Source organism: Microbacterium commune (genome assembly GCF_014836945.1).
GTDB lineage: Bacteria > Actinomycetota > Actinomycetes > Actinomycetales > Microbacteriaceae > Microbacterium > Microbacterium commune.
In genome coordinates this window covers 34,967-57,530 of sequence record NZ_JACSPX010000001.1, presented here as the reverse complement: position 1 = coordinate 57,530, position 22,564 = coordinate 34,967, and the positions used below count along the sequence as shown (strand labels likewise).

22 protein-coding genes and 2 tRNA genes are annotated in these 22,564 nt (G+C 69.2%); 16 read left to right on the top strand and 8 right to left on the bottom strand.

Features of this window, described 5'->3' with window-relative positions; translation table 11 throughout:
* Nucleotides 1–69: 69 nt before the first annotated feature.
* Complete coding sequence (locus H9633_RS00305; RefSeq protein WP_191711709.1) at nt 70–1,065, top strand: pirin family protein; 996 nt, start codon at nt 70–72, stop codon at nt 1,063–1,065.
* 1 nt (nt 1,066) lies between these two features.
* On the opposite strand, the gene H9633_RS00300 is transcribed toward H9633_RS00305, so the two are convergent.
* Both H9633_RS00300 and H9633_RS00295 read right to left on the bottom strand, forming a co-directional pair.
* A complete protein-coding gene (locus H9633_RS00300) occupies nt 1,067–1,417 on the bottom strand; it encodes a GNAT family N-acetyltransferase (RefSeq protein ID WP_071642845.1) in 351 nt (116 codons plus the stop codon).
* Entirely contained in the window at nt 1,414–1,887 is a 474-nt protein-coding gene (locus H9633_RS00295) for a carboxymuconolactone decarboxylase family protein (RefSeq protein ID WP_191711708.1), read from the bottom strand. The genes H9633_RS00300 and H9633_RS00295 overlap by 4 nt, the downstream gene beginning before the upstream one ends.
* A 173-nt stretch (nt 1,888–2,060) precedes the next feature.
* On the opposite strand from H9633_RS00295, the gene msrA reads away from it, so the two are divergent.
* Nucleotides 2,061–2,618, top strand: a complete 558-nt coding sequence (gene msrA, locus H9633_RS00290) for a peptide-methionine (S)-S-oxide reductase MsrA (RefSeq protein WP_071642841.1) — start codon at nt 2,061–2,063, stop codon at nt 2,616–2,618.
* Between the two features lie 86 nt (nt 2,619–2,704).
* A complete protein-coding gene (locus tag H9633_RS00285; RefSeq protein ID WP_191711707.1) occupies nt 2,705–4,045 on the top strand; it encodes an APC family permease in 1,341 nt (446 codons plus the stop codon).
* A 3-nt stretch (nt 4,046–4,048) separates the two neighbouring features.
* Here H9633_RS00285 and H9633_RS00280 read toward each other — a convergent pair whose 3' ends face one another.
* On the bottom strand, nt 4,049–4,528 hold the full coding sequence (locus H9633_RS00280) for an Lrp/AsnC family transcriptional regulator (protein WP_225211015.1): 480 nt from the start codon (nt 4,526–4,528) through the stop codon (nt 4,049–4,051).
* A gap of 114 nt (nt 4,529–4,642) precedes the next feature.
* Here H9633_RS00280 and H9633_RS00275 point away from each other — a divergent pair, with 114 nt between their 5' ends.
* A complete protein-coding gene (locus H9633_RS00275; RefSeq protein ID WP_225211014.1) occupies nt 4,643–5,833 on the top strand; it encodes a trans-sulfuration enzyme family protein in 1,191 nt (396 codons plus the stop codon).
* Between the two features lie 27 nt (nt 5,834–5,860).
* Complete coding sequence (gene pepN, locus H9633_RS00270; RefSeq protein WP_191711705.1) at nt 5,861–8,365, top strand: aminopeptidase N; 2,505 nt, start codon at nt 5,861–5,863, stop codon at nt 8,363–8,365.
* A gap of 157 nt (nt 8,366–8,522) precedes the next feature.
* On the opposite strand, the gene H9633_RS00265 is transcribed toward pepN, so the two are convergent.
* A complete protein-coding gene (locus H9633_RS00265; RefSeq protein WP_191711704.1) occupies nt 8,523–9,161 on the bottom strand; it encodes an MBL fold metallo-hydrolase in 639 nt (212 codons plus the stop codon).
* A 146-nt stretch (nt 9,162–9,307) separates the two neighbouring features.
* Here H9633_RS00265 and H9633_RS00260 point away from each other — a divergent pair.
* From H9633_RS00260 to H9633_RS00250, 3 genes are all read left to right on the top strand, one after another.
* A tRNA-Glu gene (locus H9633_RS00260) sits at nt 9,308–9,380 on the top strand.
* 114 nt (nt 9,381–9,494) lie between these two features.
* Complete coding sequence (locus tag H9633_RS00255) at nt 9,495–10,520, top strand: LLM class flavin-dependent oxidoreductase (RefSeq protein WP_191711703.1); 1,026 nt, start codon at nt 9,495–9,497, stop codon at nt 10,518–10,520.
* A gap of 62 nt (nt 10,521–10,582) precedes the next feature.
* Nucleotides 10,583–10,655, top strand: a tRNA-Glu gene (locus H9633_RS00250).
* Nucleotides 10,656–10,713: 58 nt separating this feature from the next.
* Here the strand turns inward: H9633_RS00250 and H9633_RS00245 are convergent.
* The 3 genes from H9633_RS00245 to H9633_RS00235 form a co-directional block, all read right to left on the bottom strand.
* Nucleotides 10,714–11,520 (bottom strand): SDR family oxidoreductase, encoded by an 807-nt coding sequence (locus H9633_RS00245; protein ID WP_191711702.1) that lies wholly within the window; start codon nt 11,518–11,520, stop codon nt 10,714–10,716.
* 65 nt (nt 11,521–11,585) lie between these two features.
* A complete protein-coding gene (locus H9633_RS00240; protein WP_191711701.1) occupies nt 11,586–12,695 on the bottom strand; it encodes a DUF4349 domain-containing protein in 1,110 nt (369 codons plus the stop codon).
* Nucleotides 12,692–13,249 carry an RNA polymerase sigma factor gene (locus H9633_RS00235; protein WP_071644350.1) on the bottom strand — a complete coding sequence of 186 codons (558 nt, stop codon included), beginning with the start codon at nt 13,247–13,249 and terminating at the stop codon, nt 12,692–12,694. The genes H9633_RS00240 and H9633_RS00235 overlap by 4 nt, the downstream gene beginning before the upstream one ends.
* Nucleotides 13,250–13,478: 229 nt before the next feature.
* Between H9633_RS00235 and H9633_RS00230 the strand changes: the two genes are divergently transcribed.
* The 7 genes from H9633_RS00230 (at nt 13,479) to H9633_RS00200 (ending at nt 21,035) form a co-directional block, all read left to right on the top strand.
* Nucleotides 13,479–14,465, top strand: a complete 987-nt coding sequence (locus tag H9633_RS00230; protein ID WP_225211013.1) for a TerC/Alx family metal homeostasis membrane protein — start codon at nt 13,479–13,481, stop codon at nt 14,463–14,465.
* A gap of 182 nt (nt 14,466–14,647) precedes the next feature.
* Nucleotides 14,648–16,078: a 3-isopropylmalate dehydratase large subunit gene (gene leuC / locus H9633_RS00225; protein WP_071644354.1), complete on the top strand. Its 1,431-nt coding sequence runs from the start codon at nt 14,648–14,650 to the stop codon at nt 16,076–16,078.
* Nucleotides 16,078–16,698, top strand: a complete 621-nt coding sequence (gene leuD, locus H9633_RS00220; protein ID WP_071644356.1) for a 3-isopropylmalate dehydratase small subunit — start codon at nt 16,078–16,080, stop codon at nt 16,696–16,698. The genes leuC and leuD overlap by 1 nt, the downstream gene beginning before the upstream one ends.
* A 104-nt stretch (nt 16,699–16,802) precedes the next feature.
* Nucleotides 16,803–18,167: a UDP-N-acetylglucosamine 1-carboxyvinyltransferase gene (gene murA / locus H9633_RS00215; protein WP_191711699.1), complete on the top strand. Its 1,365-nt coding sequence runs from the start codon at nt 16,803–16,805 to the stop codon at nt 18,165–18,167.
* A 4-nt stretch (nt 18,168–18,171) separates the two neighbouring features.
* Complete coding sequence (locus H9633_RS00210; RefSeq protein ID WP_071644360.1) at nt 18,172–18,921, top strand: lysophospholipid acyltransferase family protein; 750 nt, start codon at nt 18,172–18,174, stop codon at nt 18,919–18,921.
* Nucleotides 18,911–20,047 (top strand): NAD(P)H-dependent glycerol-3-phosphate dehydrogenase, encoded by a 1,137-nt coding sequence (locus tag H9633_RS00205; RefSeq protein WP_071644362.1) that lies wholly within the window; start codon nt 18,911–18,913, stop codon nt 20,045–20,047. The genes H9633_RS00210 and H9633_RS00205 overlap by 11 nt, the downstream gene beginning before the upstream one ends.
* The gene (locus H9633_RS00200) at nt 19,953–21,035 is read left to right on the top strand and encodes a D-alanine--D-alanine ligase family protein (RefSeq protein WP_191711698.1); all 1,083 of its coding nucleotides are present in this window, start codon (nt 19,953–19,955) and stop codon (nt 21,033–21,035) included. Before H9633_RS00205 ends, H9633_RS00200 begins: the two co-directional genes overlap by 95 nt.
* Nucleotides 21,036–21,047: 12 nt before the next feature.
* On the opposite strand, the gene H9633_RS00195 is transcribed toward H9633_RS00200, so the two are convergent.
* Complete coding sequence (locus H9633_RS00195) at nt 21,048–21,527, bottom strand: DUF3515 family protein (RefSeq protein WP_191711697.1); 480 nt, start codon at nt 21,525–21,527, stop codon at nt 21,048–21,050.
* A 23-nt stretch (nt 21,528–21,550) separates the two neighbouring features.
* On the opposite strand from H9633_RS00195, the gene thiL reads away from it, so the two are divergent.
* Complete coding sequence (gene thiL, locus H9633_RS00190; protein ID WP_191711696.1) at nt 21,551–22,555, top strand: thiamine-phosphate kinase; 1,005 nt, start codon at nt 21,551–21,553, stop codon at nt 22,553–22,555.
* Nucleotides 22,556–22,564: the final 9 nt, after the last annotated feature.

Here is a 22,564-nt window from a genome sequence, read left to right as displayed (position 1 = left end):
CCGAGCCGCGTGGTTCGCGGCTACGCTGACGTCATCCCGCATGACGTCGCAACAGCCCGAGGAGCCGCGATGACCAATCTCGAGAAGAACCCCTCGCTGAGCGTTCTCGACCCGGGGGAGCCCTGCACCTCCGTGGAGGTCCTCACGCCTCGGGAGGTGCCGCTCGGCGGTATCCGGGCGATGACGGTCTACCGGACTCTGCCGCAGAAGCGTCGATCGCTCGTCGGCGCCTGGTGCTTCCTCGATCACTACGGCCCCGACGACGTCGCCGAGACCGGCGGGATGGAGGTGCCGCGCCATCCCCACACAGGACTCGCCACGGTGTCGTGGCTGTTCACCGGGCGGATCGACCATCTCGATTCGAACGGGGTCGCCGCGGCTGTGCTGCCGGGTGAGCTGAACCTGATGGTCGCAGGTCAGGGCATCACCCATCAGGAGATCAGCACGCCCGACACCACGGTGCTGCACGGCGTGCAGCTCTGGTACGCCCTTCCCGACGCGACGCGGTTCACCGAGCACGGGTTCGCGCACTACGCGCCCGAGCCCGTCGACCTGCCCGGGGCGAGCGTGCGAGTGTTCATCGGTTCGCTGCTCGGCTCGACCTCGCCGGTCGACACCCGCACACCCGACATGCTCGGCGCGGAGCTGACGCTGCAGCCCGGCGCCCGCGTACAGCTACCGGTGCGTCGCGATTTCGAGCACGCCACCCTCGCCGAGACCGGATCGATCGTCCTGAACGGCGCCTCGGTGCAGCACCGGGAGCTCGGCTATGTGCCCACCGGCGCCGACACCATGACCATCGAGGCGGGCGCCGAGGGCGCGCGCGTGATCCTGCTCGGGGGTGTGCCACTGGGCGAGCAGATCGTGATGTGGTGGAACTTCATCGGACGCAGTCACGATGAGATCGAGGAGTTCCGCCGCCGCTATCAGGCTGAGCTCGGCTTCGAGCAGGCCGATCCGCGTGACGAGGGCAAACCGGTGCTGTTCGGACCGTATCCGGAGGGCCGGCTCGCCCCGCTGCCCGCGCCGCCGCTCCCGGGTGTGCGGCTGCGCCCGCGCGTGTAGCTCAGCCCTGCCGAGCCCGGATCGCGTCGCCGTGCTCGCTGCGGCGCTCGACGACGTGCTGCTGATACTCCGGATGCCTCGGCAGCCACGCCACCACGTACGGGCAGACCGGCACGATGCTCTTGCCCGCGGCGATCACGTCTTCGACGACCGCGCGCACCAGCGTCGACCCCAGACCCTGCCCGCCGTACTCGTCGGAGACCCCGGTGTGGAACAGCACGCGTTCGTCGCCGACGTCGACATAGGACTCCTCGCCGATCTCCGTCGACTGCGTGCCGTCGTCGCCGCGGTCGATCAGCACGTAACGCGACTCGTCGGGAAGGTGGCGCACGATGAAGCGCTCCTCGGTCATGACAGCACCTTGCCGTCGTCGCCGCGGGGTCGCACGGGGTGCTCGCTGAGGATCGAGATGCGGTTGAACATGTTGATGGTCAGCGCGACCCACTCGGCGGCAGCGAAGGTGTCGTCTCCCAGAACGGCGCGAGCGCCGGACAGGTCGGCTTTCGACTCCTCGGTCAGCGGCATGCGCGTCGCGGCCTCGGCCACGGCCAGCACGGCGGCCTCGCGCTCGGAGTAGAGCGTCGTCTCCCGCCACGCGGGAAGCAGATCGATCTTCTGCTGCGGGATGCCGGCGCTGCGTGCCTCGCGGGTGTGCAGATCGAGGCAGAACGCGCAGGCATTGATCTGCGACGCGCGCACCTTGATGAACTCGCTCTCCTGCAGCGAGAGCCCGCGGCGCTCGGCCTCGCTGGCCACGGCACGGGAGTACTCTCCGGCGGCCTTCCAGACGTCAGGTGCGGACTTGTCGAGATAAGGACGCATTTCTCTCCTCGGATGCGGTGACCGGCGGCAGGCGGCTCTGAGCACCAACCTAGACGGTGCGCGCCGCATTCCGGCAGGTGGACCCCGCCGACCGGCCCCACCGCCCAGGAGCGGATGCAGAATGGAGAGAACGGGGACAGGCGAGTCCCGTCACGACCTACGAGGAGAAGCGCATGACCAGCGGAGCGAGCGACACCGGAGAGATCACCCGCCGAGACGGCACCGAGACGGCCGTGCTGGCCGGCGGATGCTTCTGGGGCATGGAGGATCTCGTGCGCCGTCAGCCCGGCGTGCTGGCGACGCGCGTCGGCTACACGGGCGGGGAGAACGACCACGCGACCTATCGCAACCACCCCGGGCACGCCGAGGCGCTCGAGATCGTCTTCGATCCCGCGCAGACGACGTACCGCGACATCCTCGCCTTCTTCTTCCAGATCCACGACCCCTCGACGCTGAACCGCCAGGGCAACGACATCGGAACGAGCTACCGCTCGGCGATCTTCCCGCTCGACGCGGAGCAGGAGCGCGTGGCGCGCGAGACCATCGCCGATGTCGACGCATCGGGGCTGTGGCCCGCTCCCGCCGTGACCACCATCGAGCCCGCTGGTCCGTTCTGGGAGGCCGAGCCCGAGCACCAGGACTACCTGGTGCGCTACCCGAACGGATACACGTGCCACTTCCCGCGCGCGGGCTGGGTGCTGCCGCGTCGTGAGGCCGATACGACGGTGTAGTCGAGCAGCGGTGACGACGTAGCCGCAGCATCCCTCCGGTGTCAAGGCGTGTGCGGCCCCGGTCGGGCGCCCCTAGCGTCGGGAGCATGGAGACCGCTGAGAACCCCCCACGGCTGCGTCGAGCGATCAGCGGGCCGATGCTGTTCGCGTTCATCCTCGGTGACGTGCTCGGCGCCGGGATATACGCGCTCATGGGCGTGCTGTCCGAGAGCGCTGGCGGCATGCTGTGGGCGCCCCTGATCGTCGCGTTGCTGCTCGCACTGCTGACTGCGGGCTCCTACGCCGAGCTCGTGACGAAGTACCCGCGAGCCGGGGGAGCGGCGGTGTTCGCGGAGCGCGCGTTCCGCAGCCCGCTGCTGTCTTTCCTGGTCGGGTTCAGCATGCTCGCGGCCGGCGTGGTCAGCGCGGCGGGCCTCGCCATCGCGTTCTCCGGCGACTACCTGGCCACCTTCATCGATGTGCCCGTCATCCCCGCGGCGATGGTCTTCCTCGTTCTCGTCGGGCTGCTCAACGCCAGGGGCATCCGCGAATCGATGGGCACGAACCTCGTGATGACCGCCGTCGAGCTCTCCGGGCTCGTCATCGTCATCGTCGTGGTCGCGATGTATGTCGGCGGGGGTGGCGGAGATCTCGGCCGCGCCACCGAGCTGCCCGACGGCGTCGGCGTCGCGGGTGCGGTGCTCGGCGGTGCGATCGTCGCCTACTACTCGTTCGTCGGGTTCGAGACCTCCGCGAACGTGATCGAAGAGGTCAAGCAGCCCAGTCGGGTCTACCCGCGAGCGCTGTTCGGAGCGCTGGTCACGGCGGGCATCGTCTACGTGCTCGTCGGCGTCGCCAGCGCCGCTGCGCTGCCCGCAGACGAGCTGCAGGAGTCATCCGGCCCGCTGCTGGCCGTCGTCGAGGCGACCGGGGTGAGCGTGCCGTCGTGGCTGTTCAGCCTCATCGCGCTCATCGCCGTCGCCAACGGCGCGCTGCTCACCATGATCATGGCCAGTCGGCTCGCGTTCGGCATGGCCGAGCAGGGCCTGCTGCCCTCGCCGCTCGGTCGCGTGCTGCCCAGACGGCGCACGCCGTGGGTGGCGATCGTCTCGACCACGGGCGTCGCGATGCTGCTGACCCTCGTCGGCGACCTCGGAACCCTCGCCGAGACCGTGGTGCTGCTGCTTCTCCTGGTCTTCATTAGCGCGAACGTGTCGGTGCTGGTGCTGCGCCGCGACAGGGTGCAGCACGAGCACTTCCGGGTGTGGACGTTCGTGCCCGTGCTCGGCGTGATCTCCTGCCTCGTGCTGCTCAGTCAGCAGCGACCGATCGTCTGGCTCTTCGCGGGGATCCTGCTGGCCGTCGGCGTGATCCTGTGGCTCAGCACCCGTCGCTTCGCCGCACGGCCGCTCGACGATCGGGCCGGTGAGGTCTCGGACGAGCGGTGAGCGTCATGCGCGAGGGAGCACGCCGGCGCCCTCGCGCAGCTCGAACACCAGCTGTGTCTCCGTGGCCCTGACGATGTCGTGCACCGTGATGCGCTCGAGCACGATGTCTCGCAGCGCTGCGGCATCGGCCACGGCGACATGCACGAGGAAGTCGTCGGCGCCGGCGATGTGGAAGACCTGCAGCACTCCTCGGGTCGCCACCAGCGCGTCGAACAGGGCCTCCACGCCATCCCTGCTGTGATTGCCCAGGCGCACGCGGATCATCGCCTGCACGGGCGCGCCCACCGCGGCGGGGTCGATCTCGAGTCGGGAGCCCGAGATCACGCCGCGGCCGCGGAGCGTGCGCAGCCGGAAGGCGCAGGTGGATGCCGGGATGCCCAGCGCCTGCGCCACGTCCTTGATAGGAGCCTGCGGGTCGTCCGTCAGCGCTCCGAGGATGCGCAGATCGAGCTCGTCGACGGCGCCCTGCTGTGCTGCTGCCAACGTGCGCTCCCGAGATCGATGTCGCATTGCTCAGGAAACAACATACGCGGGCTCTCCGGCTGCCCGCGACAACTCGGCTGGACTGCGGTGAGCGAGGAGAGCAGGATCGATGGCATGTCCGACATGCCGCTGCACCCCGACACCGTTGCCGTCCACGCCGGCCGCGCCGACTTCGGCGCCCTCGGCGTCCACGCCGCCCCGATCGACCTGTCATCGACGAATCCGCTGCCCGACATCCTGCACGGCGGCGACTCGTACGAGTCCATGGCCACGGGCGGTCACCCCCTGACCGACGGCGGCAACGTGTACGCACGGCTGTGGAACCCCACGGTCGCGCGCTTCGAGGAGGCGCTCTCCGAGCTCGAGCACTCCGAGGCGTCCGTCGCGTTCGGCTCCGGGATGGCGGCCATGACCGCGGCGATCCTCGCCCACACCACCGCTGTCGGCAAGCGGCACATCGTGGCTGTGCGCCCGCTCTACGGCGGCACCGACCACCTGCTCGACTCCGGACTGCTCGGCGCCGAGGTGACGTTCTGCCACGAGCACGAGGTGGCGGCGAGCATCCGACCGGACACCGGCATGATCGTGCTCGAGACCCCGGCGAACCCGACGCTCGATCTCGTCGACATCGCGGCTGTCGTGGCGCAGTCCGACGGCATCCCGGTGCTCGTCGACAACACGTTCGCGACGCCGCTGCTGCAGAACCCCCTCGATCTCGGGGCGGCCATGTCGATGCACAGCGCGACGAAGTACATCGGCGGCCACGGCGATGTCATCGCCGGGGTGATCTCGTGCAGCGAGCGCACGGCCGAGGCTCTGCGTCGGGTGCGGGCGATCACCGGCGCTCTGCTGCACCCGCTGGGCGCCTACCTGCTGCACCGCGGCCTCGCCACGCTGCCGATGCGCATCCACGCCCAGCAGAGCTCGGCACGCGCACTGGCTCACTCGCTTCGCGAGAACCCGGCGGTCAGTGAGGTTCTCTACCCCGAGTTCGATGACGAGCGCGGCCTCATCGGTCGGCAGATGCGCGGCGGGGGAGCGATGATCTCCATCCGGCTCGCCGGCGGGTACGCCGCCGCCGAGGCGCTCACCGGCGCGGTCCGGCTGTTCACGCATGCCGTATCGCTCGGCGGGGTCGATTCTCTGATCCAGCATCCGGCAGCCCTCACCCACCGCCCGGTCGCGCCCGCTGCGCGCCCCGGCGCCGATGTCGTGCGGCTGTCCATCGGCCTCGAGAATGTCGACGATCTGCTGATCGACCTCGAGCAGGCCCTCGCGAAAGCGCGGGTGCAGGCCACTGCGTGAGGGCCTGCGACGTGACACCATGGACGAATGAGCTCCGCCAATCTGTCCCGCGACGAGACCGCCCGCCGCGCAGCGTCGATCACGCTGCGCGAGGTGCGCGTCGAACTCGACCTCGCGGGTGCCCCCGAGCGTGCCCGCACCGGCTTCTCCACCACGACGACGCTGACGTTCGACGCGACAGAGGCTGAGACCTGGCTCGACTTCATCGGCGAGTCCGTCGACCGTGTCACGGTCGACGGAGAAGAGCGGGAGGTGCGCTGGGACGGCGCCCGCATCCTGCTCGACGGGCTCGGCGGCTCCCACGTCGTGCGCGTCGAGGGCGTCGCGGCGTACAGCCGCTCGGGCGAGGGCATGCACCGATTCCACGACCCGGTCGACGGCGAGACGTATCTGTACACGCAATACGAGCCGGCCGACTCGCGCCGGGTCATGGCGTGCTTCGAGCAGCCCGACCTGAAGGCCTCGTACACGTTCCGCGTGGTCGCTCCCGCCGGCTGGCACGTGCTCTCGAACCAGTCGCCGGCGCACGTGACGCCGGGGATCGGCGTGCAGACCGTGGAGTTCGCGCCCACCCTGCCCATCTCGAGCTTCATCACCTCGGTCGCGGCCGGGCCCTATGCGCGGATCGACGGCGAATGGTCGCGAGACGATCAGAGCATCTCCCTCGGTGTGCTGTGCCGCGCCTCGCTCGCCGAGCACCTGGAAGCCGATGAGATCCTCGAGGTCACCCGTCAGGGCCTGGACTTCTTCTCCGACGCGTTCGCCTACCCGTATCCGTGGGGCAAGTACGATCAGATCTTCGTGCCGGAGTACAACCTCGGCGCGATGGAGAACCCGGGCCTGGTGACCTTCACCGAGGCGTACATCAACCGGGGAGCCGCGACCGACGCGCAGCGCGGCGCCCGCGCGAACACGATCCTGCATGAGATGGCCCACATGTGGTTCGGCGATCTCGTGACCATGCGCTGGTGGGACGACCTGTGGCTCAAGGAGTCGTTCGCCGACTACATGGGCACGCACGCCGCCGCAGCCGCGACCCGATTCACGGACGCCTGGGCACGGTTCGCCAACAGTCGGAAGACCTGGGCGTACCGGCAGGATCAGCTGCCCACCACGCACCCGATCGTCGCCGACATCCCCGATCTCGAGGCCGCGAAACTGAATTTCGACGGCATCACCTACGCGAAGGGCGCCTCGGTGCTCAAGCAGCTGGTCGCGTTCGTCGGCGAGGACGCCTTCTTCGAGGGCGCCCGACGCTACTTCGCCGCGCACGCGTTCGGCAACACCACGCTGGACGACCTGCTCGACGAGCTCGAGGCGGCCTCCGGCCAGACCCTGCGCGAGTGGTCGCGGTCCTGGCTGGAGACCAGCGGAGTCTCGGCGCTGTGGCTCGAGGAGGATGCCGAGGGACGACGTGTGCTCGTGCAGGACAGCGGTGACATCGCTCCGCGTCCGCACCGGCTGCGGGTGGGGCTGTACGACCTCGTCGACGGCGGCCTCGCCCTGCGGGAGCGCATCGAGCTGACGGTCGAGCAGGAGCGCACCGACGTCGAGATCCCGGATGCCGATCTCGTGCTCCTCAACGACGACGATCTCACCTACGCCAAGGTGCGCCTCGATGAGCGCTCGCTCGACACCGTCGCCGCCTCGCTGTCGACTGTCTCGGATGAGCTCGCGCGCGGGCTCATCTGGTCGTCGCTGTGGAACGCCACCCGCGACGGCGAGCTCTCCGCGACCCGCTACCTCGACATCGTGCGGGCGCACGCGCCCGCCGAGCCGAACGTGGCGCTGCTCAGCGCGACGCTGATTAACGCCGCGTTCGCGATCACGCACTACGTCGTCGACGACGAGCGCGCAGAGCAGCGCCGTTCCTGGGTCGACTCGACCTGGGCCGCGCTGCAGGGCGCCGATCCCGGCAGCGACGCTCAGCTGTCGTGGGCCCGCGCCTTTGCCACCGCCTCTGCGTTCGACGACTCCCGCGCCGACGATGTCCGGGCGATCCTCGGCGGCGACGCCCCGCAGGGACTTCCCATCGACGCCGATCTGCGCTGGCTCCTGCTGACCGCCCTCGCGACCACGGGACACGCGGATGCCGAGCAGATCGCCGCAGAACGCGCGTCAGACGACACGGCCGCGGGCCGCACCGCTGAGATCCGGGCCCTGGCATCCCGGCCCGACGCCTCGACCCGCGCCGCGGCGTGGGAGGCGGCGTGGAACGACCTCAGCCTGAGCAACGACCACCTCGACGCGACCATCGCCGGCTTCCGCGCCGGCGGGCGTCGTGACCTCATCGCGGGTTTCGACGCGCAGTACTTCGAGCGGATCCGGGGCGTCTGGGCCGAGCGGAGCATCGAACTCGCCCAGCGCTTGGTGCTCGGTCTCTTCCCGGCGACGGACAGCACCGACGCCGTCGACGCCTGGCTCGAGCAGAACGCGGATGCTCCGGGTGCGCTGCGCCGTCTCGTGATCGAATCGCGCGACGACCTCGCCCGCGATCTGCGCGTGCGGGCGGCTCAGCCCTCAATCAGCTGACAGCGCGCTCGCGATGTCCTCACCGAGGTATCGAAGCTCGGGACGATCATCGGGGGAGAGGACGTCCATCTGTGCGAGCAGCGGGGCCTGGTCTTCCAGAAGCGCGCGGACTAGACCGGATCCGAGTCGACGCTCGGCGCGGGGCGAATCGCCCACCTCACCCCTCGAGCACGTCGCCGGGGTCCAGCGCCGAGAACGTCCCGCCGCCCTGTTCGGTGGCCCACTGCAGGCGCTGACGATGCATGGCGAGGCCGATGCTCGACAGTGTCATGTCATGCGTGCCGAAGCAGCGGCGAGGCGCGACCGCGAGGACGAAGTCCATCGCCTCGCCGATCTTCAGCCACGGCGCGCCGATCGGAGCGGCGAGCGTGTTCACCTCGACGTCTTCAGGGATCGCGTAGGAGTCGCCGGGGTAGTAGAGCTCGTCGTTGACGAGAACGCCGAGATTCTCGACCCGAGGCATGCTCTCGTGGATGACCGCGTGCTCGCCGCCGAAGAAGCGCAACTCGAAGCCGTCGACGCTCACCGCGTCGCCCGGCTGGACGACCGTGACGTCGTGGTCCGCAGCGGCAACCGCCACGTGCGCCGTGCTGAGGATCGGGATGCCCGGTGCAGCGCGCAGGATGCGATCGAGATGCTCCGTCGTCCAATGGTCCGGGTGCTCGTGGGTGATCACGACGGCGACCACGTCGCCGAGGTCGGTGAGAGCAGCGGTGAACGTCCCCGGATCGATGATGAGGGTGCGGCCCGCGTGCTCGACTCGCAGGGCCGCATGTTCGTGTCTCGTGATGCGCATGGCGAGAGTCAACCTCGTGGCGCGGATTCGGGCAACCCTCTTGCCGCGACACGCCCGTGATGCGTGCTCGCGCGGCCGCGATTTGGAGCAGCGGCCTGCCCCGTGCCAGACTTGCACGGTTGCCAGATCGGCCCTTCGGGCCGAACGGCCCCATCGTATAGCGGCCTAGTACGCCGCCCTCTCACGGCGGTAACGCGGGTTCGAATCCCGCTGGGGTCACAGCGACACAGAAGGCCCTCCGAATCTCGGAGGGCCTTCTGCTTGCCCGGGCGCTGTATTCCCGAGTGTTGTATTCAGGGGAATGAATCCCGCCGAGAGTCCGTTGCGCTCTACATGACTGGCATTCAATTCGGCCTCGACACGTTCGGCGGAGTCACCACCGACGCCGACGGCGAGAGCGTTCCCCATCCTCAGGTGATCCGCGACATCGTCGACGAAGCCGTGCTCGCCGACAGTGTGGGACTCGACTTCTTCGGTCTGGGTGAGCACCACCGCCCGGACTTCGCGGTCTCCAGCCCCGAGGTCGTGCTCTCCGCCATCGCCGCACGGACCGACCGCATCCGGCTGGGCTCCGCCGTCACCGTCCTCAGCTCGGACGACCCGGTGCGGGTGTTCGAGCGCTTCTCGACCCTGGACGCCGTCTCGAACGGCCGCGCGGAGATCGTCGCCGGGCGCGGCTCGTTCATCGAGTCGTTCCCCCTGTTCGGCTACGACCTGCGCCAGTACGAGGAGCTGTTCGAGGAGCGCCTCGACCTGCTCTCGCAGCTGCTGAAGGAAGAGCCGGTGACCTGGCAGGGCAGCACACGCGCGGCTCTGGAGAACCAGAGGGTCTTCCCGACGACGGCCAACGGAATCCCCACCTGGGTCGGAGTCGGCGGCAGCCCCGACTCCGTGGTGCGCACGGCGCGCTACAACTTCGGGCTGTTCCTCGCGATCATCGGCGGTCCCGCGGCACGCTTCGCGCCGTACATCGATCTGTTCACCAGGGCCCAGGACCAGTTCGGCGTGCCGCACCAGCCGGTCGCCGTGCACTCGCCTGGGCTCGTGGCCGAGACCGACGAGCAGGCCCGCGCTCTGACGCATGACGGGTGGCTCGCGATGCGCACCCGGCTGGGTCAGGAGCGCGGGTGGCCGGCGCCCGCGGTCGGCGACTTCGAGCGCGAGATCGAGGGCGGCGCGCTGTACGTCGGCTCGCCCGAGACCGTCGCGCGCAAGATCGTCGGCACCCTGCGAACCCTCGACGTCGACCGCTTCGACCTGAAGTACGACCAGAACGCCGTCACTCACCAGACGATGATGGACTCGATCGCGCTGTACGGCGAGAAGGTCGTCCCGCTCGTGAAGGACATGCTCGGCTGAGAGCATCGGGCTGATTTTGTGCGGTGAGATCCGTCATGGCATACTTGAACGGTTGCAGTGACGGCCCCATCGTATAGCGGCCTAGTACGCCGCCCTCTCACGGCGGTAACGCGGGTTCGAATCCCGCTGGGGTCACCGACACGATGAAGGCCCTCCGGAATCCGGAGGGCCTTCATCGCGTTCCGGCGCGGGTTCAGCCCTCCCGCCAGCTGTCATCGGCGAGGTGCGATCCGGCCTGCGGGCCCATCTGCAGCATCCCGCCGTCGACGCTCCAGTCCGCGCCCGTCACATAACTCGCATCCGCTGAGGCGAGGAAGGCGATCACGGCCGCGACCTCCTCGGCCTTGCCCGGTCGCCCGAGCGGCACACCGGGCCGGTGGGTGCGGTCGGCATCGGCGGACGTGCGCCCGCTCGCAGCCGTCGCGATCTCACCGGGCGCCACGGCGTTGGCCGTGATGCCGTGCGCACCGAGCTCCTGCGCCATGGTCTTGATCAGTCCGGACAGCCCGTGCTTCGCCGCGATGTAGGCGGCCAGGCCCACCCGCGGCTGGTGCGCGTGCACACTCGTCACGGCGATGATCCGGCCACCCGTGCCCGCGGCGACCATGCGCCGCGCGGCGGCCTGCATCCCTGCGAAGGCCCCGTCGAGGTTCAACGCCACCGTCCCTCGCCATTCGCTCAGCGGCACGTCGAGGAACGGACGGGGCACGCTCGCGCCCGCGTTGTTCACGAACACGTCGAGCCCGCCCAGGCGTTCCGCGAGAGAGTCGACCACCCCGGCCACGCGGTCGAGGTCGGTCGCATCGAACCGTGCGACCGCGGCGCTGCGCCCTCGCTCGCGCACCGCAGCCGCCGTCCGCTCGGCACCCTCCTCGTCGCTGTGCCAGGTGATGCCGACATCCATCCCGGCGTCGGCGAGGGCGAGGGCGGTGGCGGCGCCGATCCCCGAGTCGGATGCGGTGACGATCGCGTACCGGGGAAGGAAGGTCGTGGCTGTCATGGCCGCACGCTACCCGACGGATGCACGGGCGTGGAAGGGTCTTCTCGGCCGCGCGGCCGCCGGACTCAGTCGGCCGTGCGCCCGCGCCGACGGCGTCGGATGAGCCAGATGACGAGCAGCGCGATCGCGGCGACGCCGAGCCAGGGCAGGAGGAACCCGAGAACGACGACGAATCCGTTCATGCTCGCCACCAGCCCGTTCCACCCGGCCAGCAGCCCGTCGCCGAAACCGGCCGGATCCGGGTCGGCCGCGCTCGTCCGCTCGGTCAGCTGAATCGAGATCGTCGACAGGGCGACCTGCTCATCGAGCGTCTCGAGCTGCTGCTCGTAGCTTTCGAGCTGCGCCTGGCGCTCGCTCAGCGCGGATTCTGCTGCGATCAGGTCCGCCACCGAGCCGGACCTGCTCATGAGTTCGGTGAGACGCTCGACCGAGGTGCGGGCTGAGGCGATCCGCGCGCGCAGATCGACGGCGGTCGACGTGACGTCATCTCGCGAGATCGTCGAGCGCAGCACCTCGGCATCCGCGCCCAGGGCGTCCATCACCTCGTTCACATCGGCGGCGGGAATCCGGATGCTGATCCACCCGGTGCCCGCCTCGCGCGGCTGCTCGGGTGCGATGCCGTCCGCGCTCGGATCCAGCCCGAGCGAGGCGGATTCGACGAAGCCGTCGTGCTCGGCGGCCAGAGCGGCGATGTCGCTCGCCGTTCTCGTGACATCGCTCACCCGCAGCGACATCTCGGCCGTGACGATGATCTCCCTCGTGTCGTCCAGAGTCGCGAACGGCAGATCCGCCCCCGTGCCCCCGCTGTCGTCACGCGGCGCCACCGCCCCGCCCGACGCCTCCGATGCGTCGACAGCATCGCCCCCGTACTCCGCCTGCCCGCTGCGGGGGGCGGCGTCGACACCGTCGGCTGCCGGCGCCACCGCTGCCGAATCTCCCGCGCCGCCCGGCGTCAGGGATCCGAGTCCGTTCAGCAGCGGTGGCGCGATGAGCGCGCCGGCGGCGAACGCGGCAGCCACACCGAGAGCCGTGGCCCACCGCCGTCGACGACGATGTCCCTCTGCCGGGGCGGCGAGGGGCGCACGCGGCTCGCGGGCGATCCGATCGAAGATGGTCTGCTCCATATCCGCGATGCTCTCGTCGCTCAGCCGCGGCAGCCCGTTCTGCTCGTTCATGCGTCTCTCACTTCCTTCACCGCGCCGCGAAGTCGCGAACGCACCCGGGAGAGACGGTTGCGAACGGCAGCGTGGCTCACCCCCAGCTGCGCGGCGGCGGCCTCGTAGGCGTAGCCCTCCACCGCGCACAGCTGGAAGATCTCCCGATCGGTGTCGCCGAGTCGCTGAACCTCCGCCGCGATCCGCTCCGCGAGCGACGCCGCGATGACCTGGTCCTCGACGCACACCGTGCCGGGAAGCGTGTCGTCGACGGCATCCGCGGTGTTCATGCTGTCGCGGCGCAGCCGTCGCAGGCGATTCGCCGCCTGAAAGCGGCAGATGGTCGCGAGCCACGGCAGCAGCGACTCGCCGGCCAGCTCGAGGCCGGGCAGCTTGCGCCAGGCGACCACGAACGTCTCCTGCACGACGTCCTCGGCGTCGGAGGGCGAGCCGAGGAGCCCGTGCGCGATCCAGTAGACGGGGCGCACGTGGGCGCGGTAGATGGCTCGGAACGCATCCTGATCACCCGATGCGGCTCGAGCGGCCCACTCGCGGTCCTGCGTGCTGTTCGGCATGCCTCTTCCGTTCGCCGTCGCCTCTCTGAGTGTCTCTCATATGAAGGTGTCGCGGAACAGGCGACCGTCTCAGAATCCGCTACGATCGATTCAGCGAGGGGGAGTATCCCGACATCGCGCGGATCGTCATCACGAGCACCATCAAAGCTGCTCCGGCCGCGTGACGCATGTCACACATGCGGGGAGAGACTTTCGGCATTCACCGCACCCTCCGAAAGGCACCCGTCCTTTGATTCCCGTCTGGTTCGAAGTCACGTCCCTCATCGTGCTCACCGTGATCCTCATCGCGGATCTCCTGCTCATCCTCAAGCGGCCGCACATCCCCTCGACCAAGGAATCCAGCCTCTGGGTGGCGTTCTACGTCGCGCTCGCCCTGATCTTCGCCGGAACGCTGTTCTTCTTCGGTGACACGAAGTCGTCGCTCGACTTCCTCACCGGCTGGGCGATGGAGTACAGCCTCTCGATCGACAACCTGTTCGTCTTCGTGCTGATCATGACGCAGTTCTCGGTGCCGCGTCGCTATCAGCAGGAGGCGCTGATGGTCGGCATCATCATCGCGCTGATCCTGCGCGCGATCTTCATCCTCATCGTCGGCGCCGCCGTCGAGCATCTCAGCCCGATCTTCTACATCTTCGGCGCGTTCCTCGTCTTCACCGCGATCCGTCAGGCCATGCCCGACAAGGAGCAGGAGGACGCGAAGACCGAGAACTTCATCGTCCGTCAGATCCGCCGCGTCATCCCGATCAGCGACGAGTACGACGGACCGAAGCTGCGCACCGTGGTGGGCGGACGCAAGATCTTCACCCCGATGCTCATCGTCTTCGTCTCGCTCGGCGTCACCGATCTGATGTTCGCGGTGGATTCCATCCCGGCCATCTTCGGCGTCACGACCAACCCGTTCATCGTGTTCACCGCGAACCTGTTCGCGCTGATGGGTCTGCGCCAGCTCTACTTCCTGCTCGGCGACCTGCTCGACCGCCTGCGCTACCTGCATTACGGAGTGGCCTTCATCCTCGCGTTCATCGGCGTCAAGCTGATCCTGCACGCCATGCACGAGAACGAGCTGCCGTTCATCAACAACGGGCAGCCGATCGAGTGGGCTCCCGACATCAACAACTGGGTCTCGCTCGGCGTGATCTTCTCCTCGATGGCCGTGGCCACCATCGCCAGCCTGGTCGCATCGCGACGTGAGAGGAGAGCAGCCGTCGAGAGCTGAGCTCGACCGGTTCCGCAGTGTGAAACACACCGGAGGGCCACCCGTCGCTGCCGTGTAAACTGACCGGCATGCGGCGGGTGGTTCTTCTTCTTAGCAGCCGCGACGGGACCTCGATCTAAGGCCTTCCTCGTCGCGGAGTCCATCATGGGCCGACTCTTCGAGCCATCTAAGGAACACACCGCATGACCAGCAGCACAGCAGCGCCGCGCACCCTGGCCGAGAAGGTCTGGAACGATCACCTCGTCGTCAAGGGCGAGAACGGCGAGCCCGACCTCATCTACATCGACCTCCACCTGGTGCACGAGGTCACCAGCCCGCAGGCGTTCGACGGGCTGCGCGCCGAGGGCCGCCCGCTTCGCCGGCTCGATCTGACGATCGCGACCGAAGACCACAACACCCCCACCCTCGCGATCGACAAGCCGATCGCCGACCTCACCAGCCGCACGCAGATCGAGACGTTGCGGCGCAACGCGGCGGAGTTCGGCGTGCGACTGCACTCGCTCGGAGACGCCGAGCAGGGCATCGTGCACGTGGTCGGCCCGCAGCTCGGTCTCACGATGCCTGGCATCACGGTGGTCTGCGGTGACTCGCACACCTCCACCCACGGCGCGTTCGGCGCGATGGCGTTCGGCATCGGCACCAGCGAGGTCGAGCACGTCATGGCCACCCAGACACTGCCGCTCAAGCCGTTCAAGACCATGGCCGTCAATGTCGAGGGCACCCTGCGACCCGGCGTCACCGCGAAGGACATCATCCTCGCCGTGATCGCGAAGATCGGCACCGGTGGCGGGCAGGGGTACGTGCTCGAGTACCGCGGCAGCGCCATCCGGGCTCTGTCGATGGAGGGCCGCATGACGATCTGCAACATGTCGATCGAGGCGGGGGCCCGAGCGGGCATGGTCGCCCCCGACGAGACCACGTTCGCATACGTCAAGGACAAGCCGCACGCCCCGCAGGGGCAGGACTGGGACGACGCGGTCGCCTACTGGCGCACGCTGCCGACGGACGAGGGCGCGACCTTCGACGCCGAGGTGTTCATCGACGCCGATCAGCTGGAGCCGTTCGTCACCTGGGGCACCAACCCGGGCCAGGGCAGCTCGCTGTCGTCGTCTGTGCCCGACCCGGCCGCGATCGCCGACGCCAACGAGCGCGCCGCCGCCGAGCGTGCGCTCGAGTACATGGACCTCACCCCCGGCACCCCGCTGAAGGAGGTGAAGGTCGACGCCGTCTTCATGGGCTCCTGCACGAACAGCCGCATCGAGGACCTGCGCGCCTTCGCGTCGATCATCGACGGGAAGAAGAAGGCCGACGGCGTTCGCGTCATGGTCGTTCCCGGCTCCGCACGCGTGCGCCTCGAGGCGGAGGCCGAGGGGATCGACAAGATCGTCGAGGCGTTCGGTGCCGAGTGGCGCTTCGCCGGATGCTCGATGTGCCTGGGCATGAACCCCGACCAGCTCGCCCCGGGGGAGCGCTGTGCGTCGACGTCGAACCGCAACTTCGAGGGACGTCAGGGCAAGGGCGGCCGCACCCACCTCGTCTCGCCGCTGGTCGCCGCCGCGACCGCGATCCGAGGCACGCTGTCGAGCCCCGCAGACCTGGAAGCGAGCATCTGATGGAGAAGTTCACCACCCACACCGGCATCGCCGCTCCGCTGAAGCGCTCGAACGTCGACACCGATCAGATCATCCCGGCGGTGTTCCTCAAGCGGGTCACCAAGACGGGCTTCGAGGACGCCCTGTTCCACGGATGGCGTCAGGATCCGGAGTTCGTGCTCAACCAGGCACCGTACCAGGGCGCATCCGTGCTGGTCGCCGGGCCCGACTTCGGCACCGGATCCAGCCGCGAGCACGCCGTCTGGGCGCTGCGCGACTTCGGATTCAAGGTCGTGCTGTCGTCGCGCTTCGCCGACATCTTCCGCGGCAACTCGGGCAAGCAGGGCCTGCTCGCCGCGACCGTCGACGACGCCGACATCGAGCGGATCTGGGAGCTGATCGACGAGCAGCCTGGCCGACCGGTCACGGTCGATCTCGAGGCCCGCACGGTGACCGTGCCCGGCGCGACCCCCGCCTCCGAGGCTGTCTTCCAGGCCTCCATCGGGATCGACGATTACACTAGATGGCGGCTCCTCGAAGGGCTCGATGACATCGGGCTCACCCTGCGCAACGAAGACAAGATCGCGCAGTTCGAGGCCCGTCGCGAGTCGTGGCGGCCACGTACCCTTCCAGTCCGATAGGGCGGAACATCGTGGGCCGGGGGCCACAAGCCCTGCGGCATCCGCCGTGAGAGAGAAAGACATCGCGGCGAACGCCGTGATGTCCTGAGGAAGATGAGGCCCGAATGACGACATCGCCGCGAGTTGCTGTAGACGACCGGGTGGCGGCTCCAGCCGGATCCGTCCTCGCGATCCGCGGCGGCAGACCGCTGCGCGGGCGCGTCGACGTCAAGGGAGCCAAGAACCTGGCGACGAAGGCGATGGTCGCGACGCTGCTCGGCGAGACCGCGAGCACGCTGCGCGACGTTCCCGGGCTCAGCGACGTCGCCGTGGTGCGCTCGCTGCTCGAGGTCCACGGTGTCACCGTCACCGAGGGCGACGAGCCGGGATCGCTGATCCTCGACCCGAGCGATGTCGAATCGGCGCACTACGAGGAGATCGATGCGCACGCCGGCGCGTCGCGCATCCCGATCCTGTTCTGCGGCCCGCTGCTGCACCGTCTCGGCCAGGCGTTCATCCCCGACCTCGGCGGATGTCGAATCGGCGACCGGCCCATCGACTTCCATCTCGACGCGCTGCGCAAGTTCGGGGCGGTCGTGGAGAAGCAGCCGAGCGGCATCCGGCTGTCGGCCCCGAACGGTCTGAAGGGTGCGAACATCCACCTGCCGTACCCGAGCGTCGGCGCGACCGAGCAGGTGCTGCTGACGGCCGTGCGCGCGGAGGGCGTGACCGAGCTGCGCAACGCCGCCATCGAGCCCGAGATCATGGACCTCATCGCCGTGCTGCAGAAGATGGGCGCCATCATCTCGTACGAGCCGAACCGTGTGATCCTCATCGAGGGCGTGGAGACCCTGCGCGGCTACGACCACCGCGCGATCTTCGACCGCAACGAGGCCGCGTCGTGGGCGTGCGCCGCGCTGGCCACCGACGGCGAGATCTTCGTCGCCGGCGCCAAGCAGCAGGAGATGCTCACCTTCCTCAACGTCTTCCGCAAGGCCGGCGGGTGGTTCGACGTGCAGGAGGACGGCATCCTCTTCCGCCGTGGCGGCGAGCTCAAGCCCGTCATCGTCGAGACCGACGTGCACCCCGGGTTCATGACCGACTGGCAGCAGCCGCTGATCGTGGCGCTGACCCAGGCGCCGGGGCGCTCGATCGTGCACGAGACGGTCTACGAGAACCGCTTCGGGTTCACTCAGGCGCTGGTGAAGATGGGTGCCGACATCGAGGTGCACCCGCACGGTCTGCAGGACGGACCCCGTCGCGTGCCGCGGCGGGAGCTCGAGCAGGCGGCGGTCATCACCGGCCCCACGCCCCTGCACGCGGCCGACATCGTGGTTCCCGATCTGCGCGGCGGCTACAGCCACGTGATCGCCGCCCTCACGGCGGAAGGCGAGTCGCAGGTCTCGGGAATCGACATCCTGAGCCGCGGCTACGAGAAGTTCCTCGACAAGCTCCGCGCCCTGGGCGCGGACTTCGACGTCGTCCGGTGAGCTGATGGCCGCAACAGAACGCAGCCGTCCCAGTATCTTCTGGCCGCTCGCGGCGATCGTCATCCCGCCCGTGTCGCTGCTGGCGAAGATCACCGTCAGCGGTGCCGAGAAGCTGCCCCGCACGGGCGCCTTCGTGCTGGCGCCGAACCACTACTCCGAGTTCGACCCGCTGATCGTCGCGGTCGCGGTGTACCGCTCCGGGCGTCTGCCGCGGTTCATGGCGAAGGACAGCCTGTTCCGCGTTCCGGTGCTCGGCTGGATCCTGCGGAAGACGGGGATGATCCCCGTCGCCCGCACCTCGTCGGCATCGAGTGCGAAGCAGACGCTCACGCAGTCCCGCGACCTCGTCGAGAACGGCCGCGGCGTCATCGTGTACCCGGAGGGAACGCTCACCCGGGATCCCGAGATGTGGCCGATGCGCGGGAAGTCGGGGGCGGTGCGCCTCGCGCTGACCGGCGACATCCCGCTCATCCCGATGGCACAGTGGGGCACCCAGCAGATCATGGGGCGCTACCAGAAGGGGCTCAGCGTCTGGCCGCCCCGCAGACCCGTGCGGGTGCTGATCGGCGATCCGGTGGATCTGTCCGACCTGCGTGGCCGCGCCGGCGACCCCGGCGTGCTCAGCATCGCGACCGAGCGTCTGATGGCCGCCATCACCGCCCTGCTCGAGGAGCTGCGCGACGAGAAGGCGCCGGAGAAGCGCTGGAACCCGGGCGATCACGGCCAGAAGGAGACGGGGCGTCTTGAGTCATAAGCGCTCGCTGCAGCCGTCCGGGGTCCGCGCAGCCGTCGTGGGCGCCGGCAGCTGGGGCACCACTTTCGGCAAGATCCTCTCCGACGGCGGCGCGCACGTCACCATGTGGGCGCGTCGGCCCGAGCTCGCGCACGAGATCGCCGAGGCCAAGCGCAACTCGAAGTACCTGCCCGGCATCAACCTGCCCCGCAGCATCGACGCCACGCACGAGCTCGCCCACGCCCTCGACGGCGCCGAGCAGGTGTACCTGTCTGTGCCCAGTCAGACGCTGCGTGAGAACCTGAAGGCGCTGCGTCCGCTGCTCGCCGGCCGGGACATCCCGATCATCAGCCTGATGAAGGGCGTGGAGCGCTCGTCGGGTCTTCGGATGAGCCAGGTGATCGAGCAGGAGCTGCGGTGCGATCCGGATCGGATCGCCGTGGCATCCGGACCCAACCTCGCGCTCGAGATCGCGCGCGAGCAGCCCACCGCCGCCGTGATCGCCTCTCGAAGCCAGGAGACGGCGGATGCCGTGGCGCGCACGGCCCGCAACCGCTACTTCCGGTCGTTCGTGAACACCGACGTGATCGGCACCGAGTTCGGCGGGGTGCTGAAGAACCTCATCGCCGTCGCGATCGGGATCGTCGACGGCGTCGGATACGGCGAGAACACCAAGGCGTCGATCATCACCCGCGGCCTTGTCGAGATGACCGACTTCGCCGTCGCGAACGGGGCCCGCCCAGAGACGCTGCAGGGCCTGGCCGGACTCGGCGACCTCATCGCGACGTGCCAGTCGCCGCTCAGCCGCAACAACACCGCCGGCCGGCTGCTCGGTCAGGGCTACGACTTCCACGACGTCGTGAAGCAGATGAACCAGACAGCCGAAGGCCTGGCATCCGTCGCCCCGATCCTTCAGCTCGCGCACGAGTCAGAAGTGCACATGCCCATCGTCGAGCAGGTGAAGATGGTGCTCGACGGGCGCATGGACCCGCGCGACATCGCACCGCACCTCACCACCGACGACGACACTCCCCAGGAGGAGATGACCAAACATGGACAAGCAGACGGTGGTGGTGCTCTTCGGCGGGCGTTCCAGCGAGCATTCGATCAGTTCCGCCACGGCGGGAGGGGTGCTGGCGGCGATTGACCGCGATCGCTACGACGTGATCCCGGTCGGAATCACGCGCGACGGCGCCTTCGTGCTCGAGCAGGATGATCCCGCGAAGTTCGCCCTCGATGCGCAGAGCATGCCCGAGGTGATCGACAACGGCACCCGGATCCGCTGGCCTGAAGCCGGCGGCGACCGGGTTCTGCGCGTGATCGTTCCCGACGGCTCCGCGGTCGAGCTCGGCGTCGTCGATGTCGTGCTGCCGATCCTGCACGGCACGCACGGCGAGGACGGCACGATCCAGGGCTTCTTCGACATTCTCGAGATCCCCTACGCCGGCGGCGGAGTGCTCGACTCGGCGATGTGCATGGACAAGCACTTCATGAAGGTCGCGCTCGAATCCGACGGCATCGCCGTCTCCCCGTGGGTGACCGTCAGGCAGCGTGCCTGGCGGCAGGACTCGGCGTCGCTGCGCGCGGCGATCGCCGAACTCGGCCTGCCGCTGTTCGTCAAGCCCGCGCGGGCAGGGTCCAGCGTCGGCGTCTCGAAGGTCGAGAGCCTCGGCGAGCTCGATGCGGCTCTCGAGGTGGCCTTCGCGGAGGACGAGAAGGTGCTCGTCGAGACCGGCATCGTCGGCAGGGAGATCGAGGTCGCGATCCTCGAGACCGCGGACGGCGTGCGCGCATCGCTTCCCGGTGAGATCGTGCTCACGTCGCGCGGCTTCTACGACTTCGAGGGCAAGTACCTCGGCGGCGACGGCGTCGACGTCGTCTGCCCGGCGGAGATGTCGGATGCCGAGATCGCGGCCGTGCAGCGGGTCGGCGTGCGCGCGTTCGAGGCCGTCGACGGCAAGGGCCTCGCGCGGGTGGACGTGTTCCTCACCGCCGACGGCGACATCGTCGTGAACGAGCTGAACACCATGCCGGGGTTCACCCCGATCTCGATGTTCCCGAAGTGCTGGATCGCGTCGGGAATGAGCTACGGCGAGCTGATCACCGAGCTGATCGAGGGCGGGCTGCGCCGCTGATCGCGGCGAGGCCTACCCGGGCAGTTCGTCGGGCGCGGTGCAGGCACCGTCGGACTCGATCATCCGCACGCCCGACACGATGCCGGAACTCGTGAGCACGTCGTTGGCGCTGACGATCTCGGTGTCGACGAAGACCTGCACCGCGGGGTTTCGGCCATAGGTGGTCATGCGCATCCTGGGCGCGTCGGACTCGTCGACCAGCCAGTCGATGCCCTCCAGCGTGACGCACTGCAGATCGGCGGTCGGACCGGGCACGGCGACGCCGCAGGTCAGGATGACGCTCGTCCTGCCGTCCTCGCCGTACGCGCCGGTCGCCTGAGCGTCGGTCCAGCGGCGATCATGCCCGGCGACGCTCTGCGGCAGGCGCACCGTGACTTCCGCGCAGGCGGGGTTGTTCGCGTCCTCGGCCGGCGTGAGGGCGACGGTGCTGGAGCAGCCGGTGAGGGCGAGCATCGCGGCCGCACCGGTGATCAGGGCGAGACGGCGGAGCATGATTCCAGGCTACCGTTGTCGGCATGGCATCCGGTTCCGACGACGACCCGCGCATCGGCGACATCTCGGAAGGGACGGTGCTGCGAGCCATCCTCGCTCGGACCGCGCCGGCCGCGCATGCCGTGCTCGGTCCCGGCGATGACGCGGCGGTGATCGCCGCGCCGTCCGGGTCGGTCGTCGTCAGCGCCGACACTCTGGTCGAGGGGCCCGACTTCCGGCTCGCCTGGTCGAGCGGCTACGACCTGGGCTGGAAGTCCGCGGCCGTCAACCTCTCCGACATCGCCGCGATGGGGGCGGTCCCCACGGCCCTGCTCGTGTCGCTCGCGGTGCCGGGCGACACCCGGCTGTCGTTCGTCGAGGCGATGGCCGACGGCTTCCGCGAGTGCTGCGCTCAGCTCGCTCCCGGATGCTCGGTCGTCGGCGGTGACCTGACCGTGTCCGATCTGCTGATGATCGCGGTGACGGCGCTGGGGGATCTCGGCGGGCGCTCAGCGGTGACGCGTGCAGGCGCGCGAGCGGGTGATGTCGTCGCTCTTGCAGGGGAGCTGGGTGTGGCTGCCGCGGGTCTCGGGCTGCTGTTCTCCCGCTTCCGCGAGGGCGCGACCCCCGTGCCGTTCGATCGCTCGTCGCTGGATGACGTGCAGCAACGCGCGATCGATCGCCAGCTGCGTCCGGTGCCGCCGCTCGCGCTCGGTCCTGCTGCGGCGGATGCCGGCGCCACGGCCATGATGGACCTCTCGGACGGCCTGGCCCTGGACGCCTCCCGTCTGGCGGATGCCTCCGGCGTCACGATCGCACTCAGCGGCGCGGCGCTGGATGCGCTCGCGTTCCACGGTGACCGCGGGCGCGCGCTGGGCGGGGGAGAGGACCACGGCCTGCTGGCCACCTTCGCTCCGGGCCCACTGCCCGACGGGTTCGCGCAGATCGGCACGGTGACCGCGCGCACGCACGCGCCGGTGCTCGTCGACGGAGAGCCGGTCGTCGAGACCGGGTGGGATCCGTACCGGGATTGGGACCACGCGCGCTGAGCCGCAGCA